This is a genomic window from Autumnicola psychrophila (genome assembly GCF_031846645.1).
GTDB lineage: Bacteria > Bacteroidota > Bacteroidia > Flavobacteriales > Flavobacteriaceae > Autumnicola > Autumnicola psychrophila.
On the sequence record NZ_JAVRHN010000013.1, the window covers coordinates 23778 to 43399 of the forward strand.

Here is a 19622-nt window from a genome sequence, read left to right on the forward strand (position 1 = left end):
TTCATGAATTAGATTAATGCCTCCTGAAAATGAATTAAAATTGCTGGAGTGAATTAAAAATTTTAAAGCAAGGTTTCAACGGCGTCATCCAGTACGGAACTATCAAGCTCCTTCAAATAAGCTTGGGTAACGGCCATATTTTGATGTCCCAAAGATTCGCTGATGATATCAGTTGCTACGCCTTTTTGCTTCATACAATTCGCGAAACTGTGCCTGGCTACGTAACTACTTAGTGTTTTATTAATCCCACAGATTTCAGCAATTTCCTTCAATTGAAGATTATATCTTTGAAGTACTTTATGTTTTCTGTTTGCAACCTGGGAGGGGGTAAGGTTATCGTGTAAGAGAATGGGAAAGACATACTTCGTATCTCGTTTCTGTTCTTTATAGAAGTTCAGGATATCCTGAACTGGAGGAACTATTTTAATGATGAAGGTTCCTTTAGTTTTGGATCTGGTATAATAAATTTTATCATCATCGATTTGCTTCCACTCCAGCTTCATCATGTCGGCAAAGTTCATTCCTCGGGTATAAAAGCTAAAGACAAAAAAATTACGGCTGTTGGTCAACCAAGGATATTGCTCCAAGTCAAGTGTGACTATTTTCTTTACTTGCTCCATACTCAATGCCTTTTTCAATCCTTTCCCTTTTAGCTTCGAGATTTTATAGATTTTGAATGGATAATACTCTTCCTTAACCATATTACGTTCAATGGCAAAATTATATAGTGCCCGTAGCGCACGCATAGGAACCCCTATGCCGCCATCGGTCCCACCTCTTGCCCGCATAAAAACTTCATATTTATTAAGAAAAGTTGGTGTGATGTTTTTAAAAGTCAGATTTTTAGAACCATTAAATTTTAAAATTGATTTATAGGCCTCTTTATTTACTCTAGCATTTCCAATTCTTCCGGCCGCTGTCATTTCCTCAATAATCTCGTTCCAAAAAGTAAAAACATTATTTTGGACCGGATTTGAAAGAACACGATATTTTTTTTCAAAATCTTCCAATGTGAAGTCGTCACTTTCAATTTTCATTTCTCCGAGAATTTGTAACGCTCGATCCTGAAATTTAATTAAAAGCCTATTGTTCTGGAGGTAGTTAGCGTTTCGTTTGTTAAATTTACCTGCACTGGAATTCCACTCATCTTCATTGGCGTTAAAAATGGTTTTAAAATATTTTGTTTTTCGGTCTTTCGTAACCCTTAGGCATACCGGAAAGTCTCCATTTGAAAGACGCTTTTTCCGTAAAACTATCCTGACGTTTATCATATGCATTTATAAAACGGGTACAACATAGGTACAACAAATTGTCTTTTAAAGATAAATTATATGAAAATGGCTGCAAAATAAAAATTCATAAAATACTGAATATCAATACATAGGAAGGTAAAAGAAAATAAAAGATACTCAAATTCAACTTCTCATAATCAGGTGGTCCCTGGTTCGAGTCCAGGTGGGACCACTTTTAACGCTTGTGAAGCCCTATAAACAGTATGTTTGTAGGGCTTTTTTTATTGCAGGGGATTAATGAGGGGACGACTAAATACTTATATTATTTATTCTTGTGTACTTGTTGTTACCCCATCGCTATTAGCGATAAATAGCTATACTAGAAAATTTTTAAATTCTCATTTTTGAACTTCTTGCTTTTAAACGCGGTTTAATCCCTATAATATTAAATTCTTATGTTTGTTAATCATTAACTTCAACTAATCAATGATAACTGATCGTTTCCATCAATTAAGGAGAGAAGAATTAGCCCAAATTTTCACCAAGAACTACATTAGCAGTATATGGAGGAAAGTCGTGCGAGATCAATTAAGAAAGACTGATATTCTAGATATTTACGATTATTATGACTTTAATTATAATATTGATTCAAGAGCTCAATTATTGAGAACTGATATCTTGAATGGAATGTATTCAAGTTCAAAACCTTTAATTTATAGAATTGAAAAAAAATTCGGAATCTGTAGACATTTAATTATTCCTCAACCGATAGATGCCTTAGTGCTCCAAATTATAACTGAATGGATTAGCAAAGAAGTTCTTTCCAATCAACCTTCTAAAAATTCATTTTATTCTAGGGATAGGCATAACCTAAAAAAACCTTATCAGCTTAAAGAAGATAAAGATGATTATGGATTCGACTGGAAGAAGAATTGGAAGAAAATGCAAAAAAAAATATACAGTTTCAATGAGGAAAAAGAACTAATCATTGTTACTGATCTCTCTAATTATTATGACTCAATCTATATCCCCGAATTAAGAAAGATCATAACGGGATACATAGATAAGAAGGAATCTTTATTAGATATACTTTTTGGAATTCTTGAACGGAATTCTTGGCTTCCTGATTACTTACCCTACACTGGGCGAGGACTGCCCACCTCCAATTTAGAAGCAGTTCGATTATTGGCTCATTCTTTTCTTTTTGAATTTGATTCAATCCTGATGAAGAAAACGAACAACAACTTTATACGTTGGATGGATGATGTAACTATAGGAGTTGATACAAGAGAAGAGGCGGTTAATACCTTAAGTTCTGCTTCAGATGTTCTGAAAAGCAGGGGGCTTGCCCTTAACCTTAAAAAAACTAATATTTATAATTCCAAAGAAGCCGAATTTCATTTTCTGATTGAAGAAAATCGTTTTCTGGATAGTTTTGAAAATAGACAGGAATTAGGAAGTGGTTCAGAATTAAGTAGACGATTTAGAAAACATCTGAAAAATAATGCTAGTGCTAAATATTTTGAAAAAGTAACAAAAAGATACATTACTGCATTTGGAAAACTTAACTCCAAACGTATTTTGAAAGATGTGCCTAAGCTATACAATGAGACCCCTGGGATAAGACCGAATTTATTATATTATCTTTCAATGTTAGGCTATAGCAAACGAACTTCACGAGTGGTTCTAGAAATTTTCGACGAATTAAAACTTCACGATGATATTTCTTTATTTAGTATATGTCATTTGATAACGGATTGGAATATCCCCTTAAATGAAGATGGCGATGAATTTATTAAAAACGCAATAGCAAAAATCAAATATTTCAGCAAATCAAGGAAACAAATTTTCGATTTTTACTGCTTGTTGTGGGTCAAAACAAAATATGATCATCCAGTAGAATTATTTAATTTCATTGAGGAATATAAAAATATATGGAAAACTCATCCTTTTTCTAGGAGACAGGTTACCTCTATAATGGCGAGATTATTTATGTTTAAGGAAGATAAAGTACAGAAGTTTTTAGAGAGCCAAATTTCTACTGCTGAACAACAAGTAGTGTCTATTGCTAATACGTTAATTGAGTTTAAAAACTCAACTGAGATTGAAAGAAAGGTTAGTATGTATCTTTTCCCTAAAAATAAATATAAAATATATCCATTAAATAAATTTCTAGTCCTTTGCTCCTTTTTAAATAGTTCAGTTTATCAAAATGATGATAACATAAAAGAGAAGATCAGACACCACATTGATGATCCCTATTATAAAAAATGGATTGAACTACAGTATAATATCAAATAAACATCACCGTCTTAAAATTTTCCTTTTTTTCATCCAATCTTCTATAAAGGGGCAAGGTTTTTCTATTTAGATCAATCATTTTGATTTGTAGAAATGGCTGATCTATATGATCTTTGACTTCAAACTCTTTTAAAATAGCACTTAAACGCACGTAGTTGTCTGTAAACTCTGTGGTAGTGTAAAAGTCTGTGTAGAGTTCTGAAACGCGCTTAGAACAGTTCCAGGCCGGATATTAACTTAGATCCTGCGAGGTATATGAGGCCCGGTTTTCTGAAGCTTATTCTTTTTCAGGTATTCGGCTAAATTCATAGATTCTCTTCTTACTTAGAATCGGATTTGCGCCTTCTTCCCCGGCTACTAAAGCGCCCACTGCACAGGCAAAATCTAATGTTCTTTGCAGGTCTTCTTCTTTAAGCAATCCGGCAATTAAACTGGCTAAGAACGAATCTCCCGCGCCCACTGTGTCTTTTACCTTCATTTTAAAACCACTGTTATAATAGCGTGTACCATTTTTTAGCAAAACCGCACCGTGACGTCCTTTGGTGACGCATATATCTTTTGTATTTGTCTTTTCTGAAAGAAACTGAAGGTTCTGTTCTAAGGAATTATAAGGGGAACCAAGCATTTCAGCAATTTCAAATAATTCATCATCATTAAATTTTATAAAATTTGCCTGCTCCATTAGTTTTACCAAAGTTTCTTTTTCATAATATGGGGGGCGCAGGTTAATATCGAAGACCCGGTATTTTGCTTCGGGTAAAAGTTTAAAAAGTGCTTCCCGGCTTACTTTATCGCGGCAAACCAAACTTCCGAAGATAAAAGCATCGGCCTCCTTTACAGAATTTTTTATTCCTTCTGATATCCTGATTTTATCCCAGGCTGCAGGATGTGCGATATCGTAGGTAGCTGAGCCACTTTCTGAAAGAGTGACGTTTACCACTCCTGTACAATATTCAGTGTCTTTGCTTATATTTTCAGTTTTAATATTTTTAGATTTTAGGTATGAAATCAGCTTTTCGCCTTTTTCGTCATCTCCAACTTTGCTAATCATTTCGGTTTTAATTCCTAACCCTGATAGTCTTGAAGCTACATTTAATGGAGCGCCACCTATTCTTTCTTCATTAGGAAAAATATCGTAAAGTATTTCACCAAAACAAACTGCTTTTAAATTCATAATACCAATATTTCAAAAGTTTAATAGAATAGTAGTAAACCTATAAAAAGAAAATTGGATTTCTTTTTACAGGTTTACAAATTCCTTACCTTAATAAATTAATAGCCGGGGTTTTGTTGATATAACCCTCCTGTAAAATCAATTTCTCTTTGAGGAATAGGATAGTATTCGTCTCTCCCTGCTGTAAAAAATGCATTCGAAAGAAAATCTCTCTTTTCCTCTTCTTCTTCCAGATAGGCATTCAAAACTTCTTCAGCTATGCCCCATCTTACCAGATCAAAAAATCGCCAGCCCTCCATGGCAAATTCAAGACGTCTTTCGAACATTAAAGCCTTAAAAGCATACTCTTTGGATGGGAAAGATTCATAAATCCCTATATTATAATCGTTACTGGCACCGGCTTCCAGAGGAAGTGTGGTACTGGAGGCGGCCCTGAGTCGTACCTCATTTATTAAAAGACGGGCTTCCTCAAGTCTGTCCAATTGTATAAGCGCTTCTGCTTTAAATAACAGCACATCTGCATACCTGATAAATTCATAATTTACTGAAGTTCCAATAAAAGGGCCTTCTTTTACCAGGCATGAACAATCGGGTGCCTGCTGCTCTTTCATATTACCATAATAGCCGTATACACCCGGATCCCTTGCCCAACTTCTTTTGTACACCATATCTCCTTCTTCAATTACAGTGTTTCTGTATTTAAATGGTCTTCCAGGAAACCCCACTGTATGATCAAACCGCGGATCGATACTCCCAGAAAAGTCCAGGTCTGTCATGTCTGATTCATTGAAGGTGTCCAGTAAAGGCAGTCCGTTGGAATCGGTTTTAAAAGCATTGACCATGTTCTGACTTGCCTGATGAAACCCACAACAGCCATACAATGGATTTCCTGTTGGAGAATTTAATCCGGTAACATAGCTTACTCTTCCCACCTCAGTTCCATCGTTTATAGAAAACTGCGCTGCCCATATTGATTCAGGCCCATTTTCGAATCCATCCAGGAAGTTATGCGCAAAGTCTGGCGCGAGGTCTCCAATAACTTCATCGGTATAAGTTATTACTTCTTCCAGGCGGGAGGCATTAATGTTTACTACTGCATGCTGTTCGTTTTGTTCATAAGCCTGGTATAATCTAAGCTTTGCCATATATGCGGCCGCTGCACTTTTATCTGCCCTTCCAACTTCTTCCTGCGATTCAGGAAGGTTGTTTAAAGCAAAAATAAAATCCTCAGCAATTTTGTTCCATAGCTCATCATTTGGAAGATCATTTGAAACTTCCAATATTTCCTCATCACTTAATTCATCTGAAATGTAAGGAATGCTTTTAAAAAGCAGTTTTAGCATAAAGTGAGAATGTGCCCTTAAAAAACGGAGTTCAGCAATGCGTTCTGTCTTTTCTGAATAAGACTCCCCGGGAATTTCTTTTATTACCTGCAAGGCAAAGTTAGCCCGTGAAATCGCTTTGTAATAGTTTGTCCAGGTTCTTGGTGCCATCCAGTCTCCATAATCTGGAGTGGTAAGATTATATTGCTCGTAACGGTCTACTACATCAACATCTCCACGGCCGCCACCACCTTTGTAGGCATCATCTGCGCGAACACTTCCGTATACCCATTGGTGGGTTATAGGCCCGATCATTTCATCGTTAGCAATGCCGGCATAAGCAGCAACTACAAGGGCTTCAGCATTTTCAGCAGTAGCCACATTTTCTGAAGAAAGTACTCCTTCAGGTTGATATTCCAGAAACTCATCACTACAGGCGGTAAAGGTGATTACCAAAGCTATAGCAGAGAATAATTTATTATATTTTTTCATATTATATTTTTTAGAAGTTTACACTTAATCCAACAGAAAGGGTAGTAGGTACGGGAATTCTGTTCACATCGGTACGTTCAGGATCAGAACCAATATATCCATCTGGAGTAAACCAAATGAGGTTTTCTCCCTGGGCATAAAAACGCATATTGCTCATTCCTCCCCATTTTGAGATAAGATCTTCTGGAAGAGAATATCCTAATTGTATATTTCTTATTTTGAAATATGAATTGTTTCTATAAATGTAATCTGAAGTCTCTGTAAAATTATTTACAAGGGATAAAGACGGAACTGAAGTACTGGTGTTTTCCTGAGACCACGCACTTAACGTGCCGGGGCCTGCATTTTCTCTACCTTGAGCAAAGTTATTCCAGAAAATATAAGGATCTACACCTATTCTTCCTGTAACACCTGATCCAAAGATGGAAAAATCCAGGTTCTTATAACCCATATCTATTCTTACTCCATATTCCAAATCTGGAAGGGTAGTGCCTAACCAATCGCGGTCATCAGAATTTATGGTACCATCATTATTTATATCTACAATTTTAATTCCGCCCGGGCGGGCATTGCCTATCTGCACACCTCCTGAGGGATGATTATCTACTTCTTCCTGACTTTGAAATAACCCGTCAGTACGATATCCAAAAATGGAAAACTGAGAATGTCCAATTATTGAATTTTGTGCCGTGCCAGCATAAGCAGTTCTAACTTCTTCAGGAAGATCAGTGATTTCATCTCTAAAAGCTCCAAAATTAGTAGAAACTGCAAAAGAAAGATCGTTTTCATATGTCTCCGAATAGGCAAGGGAAAGTTCCCAACCTTTTGTTGAAGTTGTAGCGCCATTTAAGAAGCGGTCTCTACCTTCTCCTATTACAGAGGCAATAGGAGGTTGAATAAGAATCCCCTCTGTGTCCCGTGTGAAATAGTCAAAAGAACCTGCAATGTTATTGTTCAACAAGCCAAAATCGACTCCTATGTTTATTTCGTGGGTTTCTTCCCATCTTAAACCTTCATTAGCAGCCTGAATGGATACGAACCCTGAAGGAAGATTTCCTGTGTTGTTGCCACCCAGGTCATAGGCCGTACCAACATTATAATAAATGTTAAAAAAGTCGGGAACGTAAATATTCTGGTTTGGTCCATACCTTGCTTCAAATAAGCCAAACCTCGCTACATCCCCAATTGCCTGGTTTCCAACCTCACCATAACCTGCCCTTATTTTTAGGTTGTTAAGAATTTGATTATTCTTTAAAAACTCCTCATTACTTATTCTCCAGCCAACAGTGGCCGCTGGAAAAGTTCCATATCGATTCTCCTGCCCGAATTTAGATGATCCATCCCTTCTCAATGTAAAAGAAGCAAGGTATCTGTCAGAAAAACCGTAGTTAATTTTTCCGAACTGAGATAAGAGGCGACTACCGGTGGAAATGCCATTGGAAGTTCTTTGACCTGTGGCAGCAGAAAGAGTAAAATAATCCTCTGTCTCTACAGCAAAGCCATCGGCTGAAGCTACAATGCTTTTAAAATCGTTTTTAATAGATTCGGTACCTAATAGAACTCCTATTCTATGATCGCCCACCTCAAGATTGTAGTTGAGGGTATTTGTGAAGATCATACTGGTAAATTTATTGGTATCAAAAATGAGACTATTATTAGTTCTTGTAATAAACCCATTCTGCACAGTGGGTTCAATATCTTTACTTTTAAAATCATTGTAATCAAGACCCAGGCTACTTCTAAAAGTTAGGTTCTTTAACAAATCAATTTCAGCAAAGATGTTCCCAAAAATTGAGGTCCTGTTGGTATTGTCCCAGCGATTTATATACTGAATGTAAAGAGGGTTATTCCTATCTGAATATCCAGATCCCAGGGGCCCTGCAAAGGAGCCATCTGCAGTATATACAGGTATGGTTGGCGCCAGGGATATTCCCAGCCCAGGTGTTGGTGCACTTCCTAAATCATTAGAAGCCAGAGTTTCGCTGGAAGTCACAAATTGTGAATTGACCCCGAAACGTACCTTGTCATTAAAAAGTTTAAAATTAGAATTTAATCTCGCTGTATATCTTTCGTAACCTGTATATTTTAATATACCTGTATTTTTTAAGTAACCTAAATTTAGTAAAGCAAAAGCTTTGTCTGATCCTCCCGAAACGGTAAGATCGTTATTGAAAACATATCCTGTTTCGTAAATTTCATCCTGCCAATCTGTATCACCTACAGGAACATTTTGATCTCCACCAACAAAAGGCTGAACCTCCAGACTGTTAAGAACAGGATTATCGAAATTTTCATTCCAGTTAAAATTATAAATTTCACCATAACCACTGTTAGGATCAGCATTATCATTAACAGAAGCTCTAAAAAGAACCCTGCCTCTATCCAGAGCGCTAAGCATTTCGTACCGTTGTGGTTTTTCTGATAGAAAAGAAACATTTGAGTTATAGGTGACACTAAGCTTCTGATCGTTTACAGAGTTTTTGGTACTAACGATAATAACCCCATTGGCAGCCCTGGCTCCGTAAAGAGAAGAAGCAGAGGCATCTTTAAGAACCTGAATTGTCTCTATTGTACTGGGATTAATACTGGCAAATACTTCCTGCCTAACAGTCGGTACTCCATCAATAACATATAAAGGATCGTTGTTTCCAAGGGTAGTAACCCCTCTAATAAGGATCCTGTTACTGGTTCCCGTAGGATCTCCGGATTTTTCAATAAATAAGCCGGAAACACGTCCCTGCATTGCCTGAATTGGACTTCCCGAACTCATGCTTTGTTCTTTAATAGGAGATACTTCCACCACGCTCACTGCTCCGGTCAGGTCTACTTTTCGTTCTCTCGCGTAACCAGTAATTACTATTTCGCTTAATTGCTGTTGATCGGTTTTAAGTAATATTTCCAGAACATTTTGATTATTTACAGGAACATTCTGGGTTTGAAATCCTACATAACTAACAACAAGAGTGGCGTCTGGCCCTACATTTTCTAAGTCGAAATTTCCATCAAAATCGGTAACGGTTCCTTTATCTGTATTTTCTACCATAATGGAAACTCCCGGTAAAGGCATTCCATCATCGGCAGAAGTAACCGTACCGCTCACTTCTATCCCCTGGGCCCAACCAAACAAGGGCAGGATAAAACATACTATAAGTGCTTTGTATTTCATATAATTAGTTTAATGTTAGTTGATTAATTTTTACATTTTCTATAATGAAGCTGTCATCACCCACTACTTTCAGCGTTTCAAATGGACGTCTGGGAAAGAAAATTTCTGTCATTACAGTTTCACCATTATCGTAAAAGAGCTCAATAGAAGTTTTGTCCAGAATTATTTCTACGGGTAAATTTTCAGATTTTGAAGTTCTTGTTGCAGTCGATTTTTTCTCCGTAAAAGTCTCGCTAAACCCTGTTAATCCTGAATTTTTTCGGTTTACATAAAATTGTTTATCGTTATGATCATATCCAAATTTTAAGGTGTCGCCAACAGAATTCAGTAGTGCAAATTCATATGTTTTGTCTTCCAGATTGGTAATATCAAAAGTGAGATGTGCTTTAGCGAGATTTATTGAATCTGTAGTTATGGCCGTGCCTTCTGAAACTTGCATTTCTCTTTTTTCAATAGTGTTTACTATATATTTATCCAGTTCTTTTACAGGAGAAGAATAGATCTTATAGCTATCACCATCTGTTTTTAATTTTAGATTTCTGGGCACCGTCATTGTACTACGCCATTGTTCTGTAGGAACTTCATTTGCATATTGCCAGTTAGACATCCAGCCTATAAAGATATCCCGCCCATCGGTTTCCGGGATATTTGACCAGGTTACACCGGCGTAGTTATCTTTCCCAAAATCTATCCAGTAATCATGTTCCTCTCCAATTTTGTTAAGCGATTCATCTGGAGTAAAAGTTGTTCCATTAAAATCTCCTACAAAATACTGTGTAGCAGAACCTCCATTAGGTCCACCGGGATTTATACTCACCAGTAAAACCCATTTCTCTTCTCCTGTTTCTTCTACAGTCATTCGAAACAGGTCGGGGCATTCCCAAACACCTCCATGAGCGCCCATGTTCTGTCCAAAATCGCTTTCACGTTCCCATTCAAGTAAATTGGGAGAGGAATAAAAACTAATGTGGTCCTGAACGGCCAGAGCCATAACCCATTTCTGATCTTCTTCATACCAATTTACCTTTGGATCTCTAAAATCTTTTATTCCGGGATTAGGAAGAACCGGATTTTGCTCATATTTAGTCCAGGTCTGTCCTTTGTCCAGGCTGTATGCAATCCCCTGCGTCTGAAAATCATCCTCACCAGCATCGGCTGCTTCGGCATCGTGATAGGTGAAAATTGCAATTACCGGGGGCGTATTACCGTCACCCAATCCGGAAGTATTGTTGTGGTCAACAACTGCACTTCCAGAGAAAATTGTTCCATGTTCATCGGGTTCTAGCGCTATTGGCTGTTCTTCCCAGGTAATAAGATCTGTACTGGTGGCATGTCCCCAATGCATCGGTCCCCATACATTATCATCGGGATTATGTTGAAAGAATAAATGATAAGTTCCATCTAAGTAAAACATTCCGTTGGGGTCGTTCATCCATCCGGAATCGGGTGTAAAATGGAAATTAGGACGAAAGTCAAGGTCACTTTGAATAGCGACTTCTTCAGTTTTGTCTCCGGTATTCTCTTTTCCCCCCTGGCAGGATACCAGTACAGGTGCTGAGAATAAGGAAAAAGCAGAAATTAGAATTAGTTTTTTCATATGATTTAGCTTAACTGTTTTTAAATTTAATTTTTTGTTTACCCACAGATAATTCTTCACTTAACTCTTCCAGAGATTTACCTTTTGTTTCCGGCATCATAAAAATGACAAAGAAGAGCTGAAAGACCATCATTACGGCGAAAAAGGCGAAAACATAGCCGGGTCCAATTGTGGAGAAAAGAACGGGAATTACAGAGGGCACCATTGCTGCCATAATCCAATGAGTGGAAGATCCAAAAGCCTGTCCCGAAGCGCGCAGGTGATTGGGAAAAATTTCAGAGATAAAAACCCAGATTACCGCTCCCTGGCCTATTGCATGGGCTGCTATAAAAAGAAATAGAAAAATTGGTACCCACAATCCTCCCCAATTCAGAAAGAAAGCAAACGCGACAAGTGAGAGTGATACGATATAACCTATAGATCCAATAAACATAAGCTGTTTTCTTCCCAATCTGTCAATTAGAAATACTCCGAAAAGTGTAAAGATTAAATTTACCACCCCTATACCAATACTGCTTAATAGTGCTGTACTTTCTCCAAGGCCAGCTGCTTCAAAAATCCTCGGAGCGTAATAAAGGAAGGCGTTAATTCCTGATAATTGATTAAAAAATGCCACTAAAAACGCCAGAATCAGAGGGAAGCGATATTTTTTCATAAAAATGCTTTCGCTGGTATCCTCACTATCAGACTGACTCTGAATTTCATTCATTTTAGCCTTAATATCACCTTCAGGAGTAATTATCCTTAATACTTTTTCTGCTTCCGCAGTTCTTGAAGTTGCAATTAGCCATCGGGGGCTTCTTGGTATAAATAGTACAAAAATGAGGTAGATTACAGCCGGAACAGCTTCTACCCCCACCATCCATCGCCAGGGTTGTTCCCCAGTATTTCGCAGTAGATAATTGGATAGAAACGCAATCAATATTCCGAGTACAATATTAAATTGGTATAAGGATACCAAACGGCCTCTTTGTTTTGGAGGAGCGATTTCAGAAACATAGGTTGGCGCGGCTATAGTAGAGGCTCCAACTCCTAAACCTCCAATAAACCTAAAAACAGCAAAAGTAATTGGATCATTTGCGAAGGCCGAGCCTAATGCTGAAAGAAGATAAAGCACTCCAATTATTATTAGGGTATTTTTTCTTCCAAATTTATTTGTGGGAATTCCTCCAAAAATGGCACCTACTACAGTTCCCCAAAGTGCCATCGCCATAACTATAGATCCGTGGAAGGCATCAGAAGTTCCCCATAATTCCTGTAGCTGTTTATCGGCTCCGGAAATTACCACGGTGTCAAATCCAAACAGAAAACCTGCTAAGGCGGCACTAATTGACCAGGCAAAAATTTTATTCATATCGTAATTTCTAATTGATGAAACTAAGCTATGTTTAAAACTGCTGCCTGTATTTTAGTAATTTGATAAATAATTATAAAATTGTTAAATAAATGCAAAATATGTTTAACTCACTGTTTTACAGTTAGTTAAGTTTGTGATATGAAATTAACGAAACCGTTATAGTTTTAAATTTGATACAAGAAGTTTAATTCTGATACATGGGGAAGATCTGATTTCGAAATCGATATAGCTTTTTCAGGTTAGTTTCTGAACTGTTTTGGAGTAGAACCATACTTGTTCTTAAAAGATGTGGAAAAATAACCGGGAGAGGTGTAACCAACTTCATATGCAATTTCAGAGATGTTTAAGTGGGTTTCCTGTAGAAGACTTTTTGCTTTACTCAATCTTTGAGAATTTATATAATCGCTAATGCTAATTCCCATTATCGCTTTTACTTTTCTATACAGTTGCACCCGTGAAATTTCCATTTGTTGCGCCAGGTCCTCTACATTAAAACCCGTAGACTTTAAATTCTTTTCAATGATATGGTTTAGTTTCTTAAGAAATGTTTGTTCTGAATCTTCAAACGCATTGTCCTTTACCTGATCTATTTTGTTAGTATAATAGTAGCGCAATTTTTCCCTGTTAAATAGAGCAGTTCTTAAAGATTCTTTTAGAATCTCAAAGTTAAAAGGTTTAGATATATATGTGTCTGCGCCAGCTCTTAAAGCCTTTATCTTAGATTCTTTATCGCTTAGTGCAGTAAGAATTAGAGTGGGAATGTGAGAGGTGCGTAAATCGCTTTTAAGTTCATTACAAATTTCAAAACCATTTTTCTCCGGAAGATGAATATCACAAATAATTACATCTGGAATTATTGCCAGTGCTTTTTCAATGGCATCTGAACCATCAGAAAGTTCTACGTTGTATTCTGCCAGCAATCTCTTCTTCAAGAGATAAGATAAATCTTCATTATCCTCAATAATCAAAATGGTTTCAGTATTTTCATTTATAGGCTCAGGAAGCTCTTCAGGAATGAAATTACTGTCCAGTAATTTTTCTGATTCTTCTTGCTGAAGTTTTAAATCCTTTTCTGAAACTTTATATTCTGAAAGATGCTTTTTACCCTGCAGCAATTCAATTTTAAATTCCGCTCCCTGGTGTGATGAAACTGAAATATTCCCTTTATGTAGTTCTACAAATTTCCTGGTAATATAAAGACCAAGTCCGGAACTGGGTTTGGTGTTATTTCCAGCCTGTCTAAACGGATCAAATATTTTTTGAAAATCCTCTTTAGGTATTCCTATCCCCGAATCATTAAAAAGCACGTCAACCTTTTCCTGACCGTTTTCTTTGATGCTAATTATAACTTTTCCGTTTTTAGGGGTAAATTTAAAAGCATTGGATAGCATATTAAAAAATACTTTATCCATCATATTTCTATCTACATAAACCATCAGTCCTTTATTGTCAGCCTCCAGTTTTAAATCAATGGATTTCCTTAACGCTTCACTTTGAAAATCTTCATATATATTTCTTATAAATTCGTAAAGGTTAGTCTTTAATGGCTTAAGGTAAAAATTCCCACTTTCCAATTTTCTAAAATCCAGCAGTTCATTAATAAGTCGTAACAACCTACCGGAATTTTTGCTAATAAGGTTGGTTTCATAAGCGAATTCTTTAAGTTGCTTATGTGGATTTTGTGCTATACTTTCAATAGCGCTAGTAATTAGAGTTAGCGGGGTTTTAAATTCATGCGAAAGGGCTGTAAAAAAATTAATTTTTACTTCATTGGATATCTTTAATTGCTCTGCAAATTTCTCAATTTGATTGCGTTGGGTAATTATTTTTGCATTGTTTAGCTCCAGTATGCGTTTTCGCTTTTTTAGTTTAAATACAAGGTAAACAGCCCAGGTACCAAGCAGTAAAAGCAAAAGTATTAAGCCAGCCATAATCTTCAAAAGATTGGATTGCGAATTATAGGTTATTACCTGTTCCTTAATTACTGTTTGTTGCTGCTCAATATCATTTTGCTGCTGGTTCATTTTATTGAACTGGTTCTGCATGATATCTACATTCAACTTATCTATTACTACCGTATTCAGAAGATTATTTTTAGCAATTTGGTCTCCTTCCAGTAATTGAATGGCAAGCTTAATAGCCTCAGCCCCGCCAGTAGGGTAAAGCACTGTAGCTGTAAGAATGCCTTCTTTTACAAGTTGAATTCCGCCACTTGGGCCAAAGAGCCCGTCCACTCCAATAATTTGAATGCTATCTTCCAGGTTTTTACTTCGGGCCATTTCCCAGGCTCCCATTGCCATACGATCGTTATGAGCAAAAATATAATCGATACTTTCCACTGAGTCCAGAATAGACCCCAAATGATTACCTACAGAAGTTTTTTCCCAATCTCCAGCTATTGTAGCAACAATATTTATATTTTCATGATTGGCTAACACCTCTTGAAAACCCTGGCTGCGTTCAAAAGCAGGAGAGGAAGTTTGTAAACCGGTAATCTCAACGAGCTTTAACTCCTGGTTTTGGTCTGAATTGGAAACAATATAATTAGCTGCGTTTTTACCAATTTCAACATTATTTGCTCCAACGTATGCTGTATAATTGCTTCCATCAATTTTTCGATCTATAACTATTGTGGGAATCCCCGCATTCATTGCTTTTTCTACAACAGGAGTAATAGGAACCGATTGAATTGGGGAGACAATTAAAATATCTACATCCTCAGAAATAAACTCTTCTATTTGTTTAATCTGCCTGGCAACATCATTTTGAGCGTCTTTAATGACAAGGTTAAAACCTGGATGCATTGAAGCTTCTACCTGCATTGCTCTGTTCATTTCCTTCCGCCAATTATCGGTAGTCATCGCCTGTACAAACCCTATTGTATAAATATCATCTTGTTTCCTATTCATCTCGCAAGAGATCACAGAAAACGAGAAAATAATGAAAACTATACAACACAGATTCTTCATAACTTTCAATAAAAATGAAACAGAGAGTAGATTCTCCGTTATTTTAATTAAGAATAATAAAAATTCTTCAATTCTTTCTTAATGACTTCTTTATTGCCTCATATTCTTCTCTTTTAGAATAAAATAAGTCTACAATAGACTTGAAAGATAGAGAATAAATTTATTTGCCTATGCTGGACTTAAACATTTACCATAGCAGATTGCTCCGAAGGGTGGATATGGAACATTTTTCCGCCGGAATAATTTCCTCTATGACCTAATTCCAAAAATACAAACACTTTTATTATGTAAAAGATTTGTAATCTTCCGATAATTCTTCTCAAAATCCTCAACGTGAAATCGTTGCTTTCCATTTTAAATTACCCCAAGAATTTGTCACGCTCGATCTTTAAATCTAATTGAAAGCCTATTGTTCTAGAGGTAGTTACTGTTTCTTTTGTTAGACTTAAAGGGACTGTGACATATGAAGCTTTTGAAACAAGACTAATAATTTTATAAATTTCTCTTCAGAGAATGAGAATTGCTTAAATTACACCCGTTAATTTAATGTTAAAGACATTTTGTCAAATAGCGGTATGTAATGAGGATTTTCTTAAAAATGGTGATAATTGCTACGTTTGTTTCACTGAGCAGTTGTAAAAACGAGGATGAAATTGGATCATCTGAATCATCAGAAACTGAAATCTTTCGAAAGGTTTCTTCCCAAAGTTCCGCAATTGAATTCAGTAATAACTTGACAGAGAACGACTCTCTTAACTATTTTAGTTATTCCTATATCTACATGGGGGGAGGTGTTGCTGCCGGAGATATCAATAATGATGGCTTGGAAGATCTTTATTTCACCGGAAATCAAGTACCTAACAAGCTGTATCTTAATAAGGGAAATCTAGTTTTTGAAGATATATCTCAAACTGCAGCAGTTGCCGGAGATGATCGCTGGTATACAGGTGTTACCATGGCAGATGTGAATGGAGATGGATACCTGGATATATACCTCTCTGTAGGTGGAAAATTCGGCCCAAAAAACAATCAGCTTTTTATAAATAACGGAGACGGAACATTTGTTGAAAAAGCAGAAGAATATGGTCTCGATGATCCTGGTAATAGTGTACAGGCGACCTTTTTTGATTATGACAAAGATGGAGATCTGGACGTCTATATAGCCAATTATCCCCCAACCAGATTCGATTCTCCTAATTTTATTTACGAATATAAGATGAAGAATGTAAGCGATCTTGAATCTGATCACTTAATGCGCAATGATGGTGGTAAATTTACAGATGTGACTGATGAAGCGGGAGTAAGAAGCTTTGGGCTTTCACTATCTGCTACTGTGGGGGATCTGAACAATGACAGTTGGCCGGATATTTATATTTCGAATGACTTCAGTTCGCCCGATTATCTTTATATAAACAATGGAGAAGGATCTTTTAGGGAAGTTGTGAAAAATGCCACCTCACATACTGCTTTTTATGGTATGGGTGTGGATATAGCAGACTATAATAATGATGGGAATCTGGATATATATCAGGTAGATATGTCTGCTAAGAAAAACAGGAGGAAAAAAGCCAACATGGCAAGTATGAACCCAGATCTATTTTGGAGTACTGTAGATGCTGGTTTTCACTATCAGTACATGCAAAACACCCTTCAGACAAATACCGGTGTTTTTGAAGATGATAATCCCTTTTTTGCTGATTTATCCCGAATAACAGGAGCTTCTTCTACAGATTGGAGTTGGGGTCCTTTGTTTGCTGATTTTAATAACGATGGGCATAAAGACTTATTTGTAACAAATGGCACAAGAAGAGAAATTAATAATAATGATTATTTCAATAGTCTAAAGGATACGAGGTTGGTGAAAGAAAATCAACTTGAAAAAAGCATGAATATTCCTTCTGAAAAGATTGACAATTTCATGTTTCAGAATAATGGCGATCTCTCTTTTGAAATAGCTAATGAAAAATGGGGTATTGAATATGAAGGGTGGTCTAATGGTGTTATCTATGCAGATTTAGATAATGACGGGGATTTAGAGATCGTCATTAACAATATAGATGACCATGCTTCTTTCTTTGAAAATACCAGTTCAGAACAAAACAATTTTGTTCAGATAAAGTTTGAAGGTAATGAGAAGAACTCATTTGGATTAGGTGCAAGGGCTTATGTAAAGGCTAATGAAATAGAACAAATGCAGGAGCTTACACTTACAAGAGGCTTCCAGTCTTCTGTTGCGCCTATGTTGCATTTCGGTCTGTCAAAAGCTGAAATTATTGATGAAATAAGAGTTGTCTGGCCAGATGGTAAAGTTGAGACGATGAAAGATGTTGAATCAAATCAGTCACTTACTTTTAACTATAAAAATTCAAACAAGACTACAGAAGAAGAAAGTGATGTAAGCAATCAGCTCTTTGCAACAATAAAGGATACAACTTCTTTTCCACAACATCGCCATGTTGAAAATGAGTACAATGATTTTGTTAAAGAGGTTCTTCTTCCTCATCGCACTTCTACTTTTGGTCCGGGTGCCGCAGTTGGTGATTTAAACGGAGATGGTAAAGAGGATTTCTTTATAGGGGCTGCTTCCAATCATGAAGCAGGTTTATATTTTCAGAATGAATTGGGATTCGAAAAACAAAGGAGTGCGGCATTTGAGCAGGATAAAAAGTATGAAGATTTGGGTGCCCTGATTTTTGATGCGAATGAAGATGGTTATAATGATATTTACGTTGTGAGTGGCGGAAACGAATTTGAACCTGATTCCAAATATCTGCAGGACAGACTTTACATTAACGACGGTGCGGGGAATTTTAGTAAGGACGAGTCAGCTTTGCCTGAAATGCGCACCAGTGGATCCAGAGTTTATCAGGCCGACTTTGATAAAGACGGCAAAAAGGACCTTTTAGTATTAGGACGTCTGGTCCCGGGACATTACCCTTTGCCTGCAAAAACGTATATACTGAAGAACGTTGGAGAAAATGGAAAGGCCAAATATCTTGATATCACGAAGAACATAGCTCCGGAATTCCAGTCTTTAGGTATGGCAACAAGTGCTGAAATTACGGACATTAATAAAGACGGATGGGAAGATATAATTGTTGTAGGGGAATGGATGCCTATCAGGATTTTCCAAAATTCAGAAACAGGGTTTACTGAAGTTTCAGAAAACCTTGGTTTAACTTCAGACACTACAGGGTGGTGGTGGAGCATTAAATCCGGCGATTTTGATAATGACGGTGATCAGGATTTTTTGGTTGGTAACCTAGGGCGCAATTACAAATACACGGCCAATGAAGATGAGACGTTCGATATCTACTTTAATGATTTTGACCAGAATGATAAACAGGATATTGTATTGAGCTATTATAATGAAGGAGAAAAATTTCCTTTACGTGGTCGGGAATGCTCTTCGCAACAGATTCCGGGAATAAAAAATAAGTTTCCCGATTATCAATCTTTTTCAACCGCTACTCTCGAAGATGTGTATACAGAGGAAGAATTAGAGAATTCACTTCACTATCAGGTAAAATCCTTTGCGAGTGTTTATCTGGAAAACAGAAACGGTAAATTTGTGAGGCATGAACTACCTTCGGAAGCTCAAATTTCTTCAATAAACCAAATTCTTGTAGACGATTACAATAATGACGGAAATATTGATGCTTTAATTGCTGGAAACCTCTTTTGGTCAGAAGTGGAGACGACCAGGAATGACGCGGGATATGGGATGTTCTTAAAAGGAGACGGAGCTGGTAATTTTCAGGCAACAAAACCTGCTAAATCAGGATTTTTTATACCGGGAGATGTCAAAGATATGTTATCACTAAGCTTTCGAAACAAAAATGTGGTTGTTGCGGTTAAAAATAATGATCTGTTGCAGTTCGTGGAAGTAAATCCCGAGCAGTTGGCAGAAACTCAATAGAAGGCAGTATCTAATACCAATGTTGTAGTAAATACTTTATGATGTTATGGCTTTGCTATAATTTTCGTCGAAAACGATTACGTATTAGAATTA

9 protein-coding genes are annotated in these 19622 nt (G+C 36.7%); 2 read left to right on the forward strand and 7 right to left on the reverse strand.

The features are described 5' to 3' along the window. Positions 1-62 precede the first annotated feature (62 nt). Positions 63-1277: a site-specific integrase gene (locus RM541_RS15015; RefSeq protein ID WP_311500952.1), complete on the reverse strand. Its 1215-nt coding sequence runs from the start codon at positions 1275-1277 to the stop codon at positions 63-65. A gap of 441 nt (positions 1278-1718) precedes the next feature. Here RM541_RS15015 and RM541_RS15020 point away from each other — a divergent pair, with 441 nt between their 5' ends. Then, the gene (locus RM541_RS15020; RefSeq protein ID WP_311500953.1) at positions 1719-3533 is read left to right on the forward strand and encodes an RNA-directed DNA polymerase; all 1815 of its coding nucleotides are present in this window, start codon (positions 1719-1721) and stop codon (positions 3531-3533) included. A 277-nt stretch (positions 3534-3810) separates the two neighbouring features. On the opposite strand, the gene RM541_RS15025 is transcribed toward RM541_RS15020, so the two are convergent. From RM541_RS15025 to RM541_RS15050, 6 genes are all read right to left on the reverse strand, one after another. Next, positions 3811-4707: a carbohydrate kinase family protein gene (locus RM541_RS15025; RefSeq protein WP_311500954.1), complete on the reverse strand. Its 897-nt coding sequence runs from the start codon at positions 4705-4707 to the stop codon at positions 3811-3813. Positions 4708-4805: 98 nt separating this feature from the next. Further along, complete coding sequence (locus RM541_RS15030; protein ID WP_311500955.1) at positions 4806-6521, reverse strand: RagB/SusD family nutrient uptake outer membrane protein; 1716 nt, start codon at positions 6519-6521, stop codon at positions 4806-4808. Between the two features lie 10 nt (positions 6522-6531). Next, positions 6532-9687 carry a SusC/RagA family TonB-linked outer membrane protein gene (locus tag RM541_RS15035; RefSeq protein WP_311500956.1) on the reverse strand — a complete coding sequence of 1052 codons (3156 nt, stop codon included), beginning with the start codon at positions 9685-9687 and terminating at the stop codon, positions 6532-6534. Between the two features lie 4 nt (positions 9688-9691). After that, positions 9692-11284, reverse strand: coding sequence for a glycoside hydrolase family 32 protein (locus tag RM541_RS15040; protein WP_311500957.1), 1593 nt, complete (start codon positions 11282-11284; stop codon positions 9692-9694). Between the two features lie 10 nt (positions 11285-11294). Further along, a complete protein-coding gene (locus RM541_RS15045; RefSeq protein ID WP_311500958.1) occupies positions 11295-12638 on the reverse strand; it encodes a sugar porter family MFS transporter in 1344 nt (447 codons plus the stop codon). Positions 12639-12880: 242 nt separating this feature from the next. Further along, complete coding sequence (locus tag RM541_RS15050) at positions 12881-15550, reverse strand: substrate-binding domain-containing protein (protein WP_311500959.1); 2670 nt, start codon at positions 15548-15550, stop codon at positions 12881-12883. A gap of 640 nt (positions 15551-16190) precedes the next feature. On the opposite strand from RM541_RS15050, the gene RM541_RS15055 reads away from it, so the two are divergent. Next, complete coding sequence (locus RM541_RS15055; protein WP_311500960.1) at positions 16191-19529, forward strand: CRTAC1 family protein; 3339 nt, start codon at positions 16191-16193, stop codon at positions 19527-19529. Positions 19530-19622: the final 93 nt, after the last annotated feature.

Coding starts and splice junctions, on each gene's coding strand:
- RM541_RS15015 (WP_311500952.1), bottom strand. CDS start 1,277: ATGCATATGATAAACGTCAGGATAGTTTTACGGAAAAAGCGTCTTTCA.
- RM541_RS15020 (WP_311500953.1), top strand. CDS start 1,719: ATGATAACTGATCGTTTCCATCAATTAAGGAGAGAAGAATTAGCCCAA.
- RM541_RS15025 (WP_311500954.1), bottom strand. CDS start 4,707: ATGAATTTAAAAGCAGTTTGTTTTGGTGAAATACTTTACGATATTTTT.
- RM541_RS15030 (WP_311500955.1), bottom strand. CDS start 6,521: ATGAAAAAATATAATAAATTATTCTCTGCTATAGCTTTGGTAATCACC.
- RM541_RS15035 (WP_311500956.1), bottom strand. CDS start 9,687: ATGAAATACAAAGCACTTATAGTATGTTTTATCCTGCCCTTGTTTGGT.
- RM541_RS15040 (WP_311500957.1), bottom strand. CDS start 11,284: ATGAAAAAACTAATTCTAATTTCTGCTTTTTCCTTATTCTCAGCACCT.
- RM541_RS15045 (WP_311500958.1), bottom strand. CDS start 12,638: ATGAATAAAATTTTTGCCTGGTCAATTAGTGCCGCCTTAGCAGGTTTT.
- RM541_RS15050 (WP_311500959.1), bottom strand. CDS start 15,550: ATGAATAGGAAACAAGATGATATTTATACAATAGGGTTTGTACAGGCG.
- RM541_RS15055 (WP_311500960.1), top strand. CDS start 16,191: ATGAGGATTTTCTTAAAAATGGTGATAATTGCTACGTTTGTTTCACTG.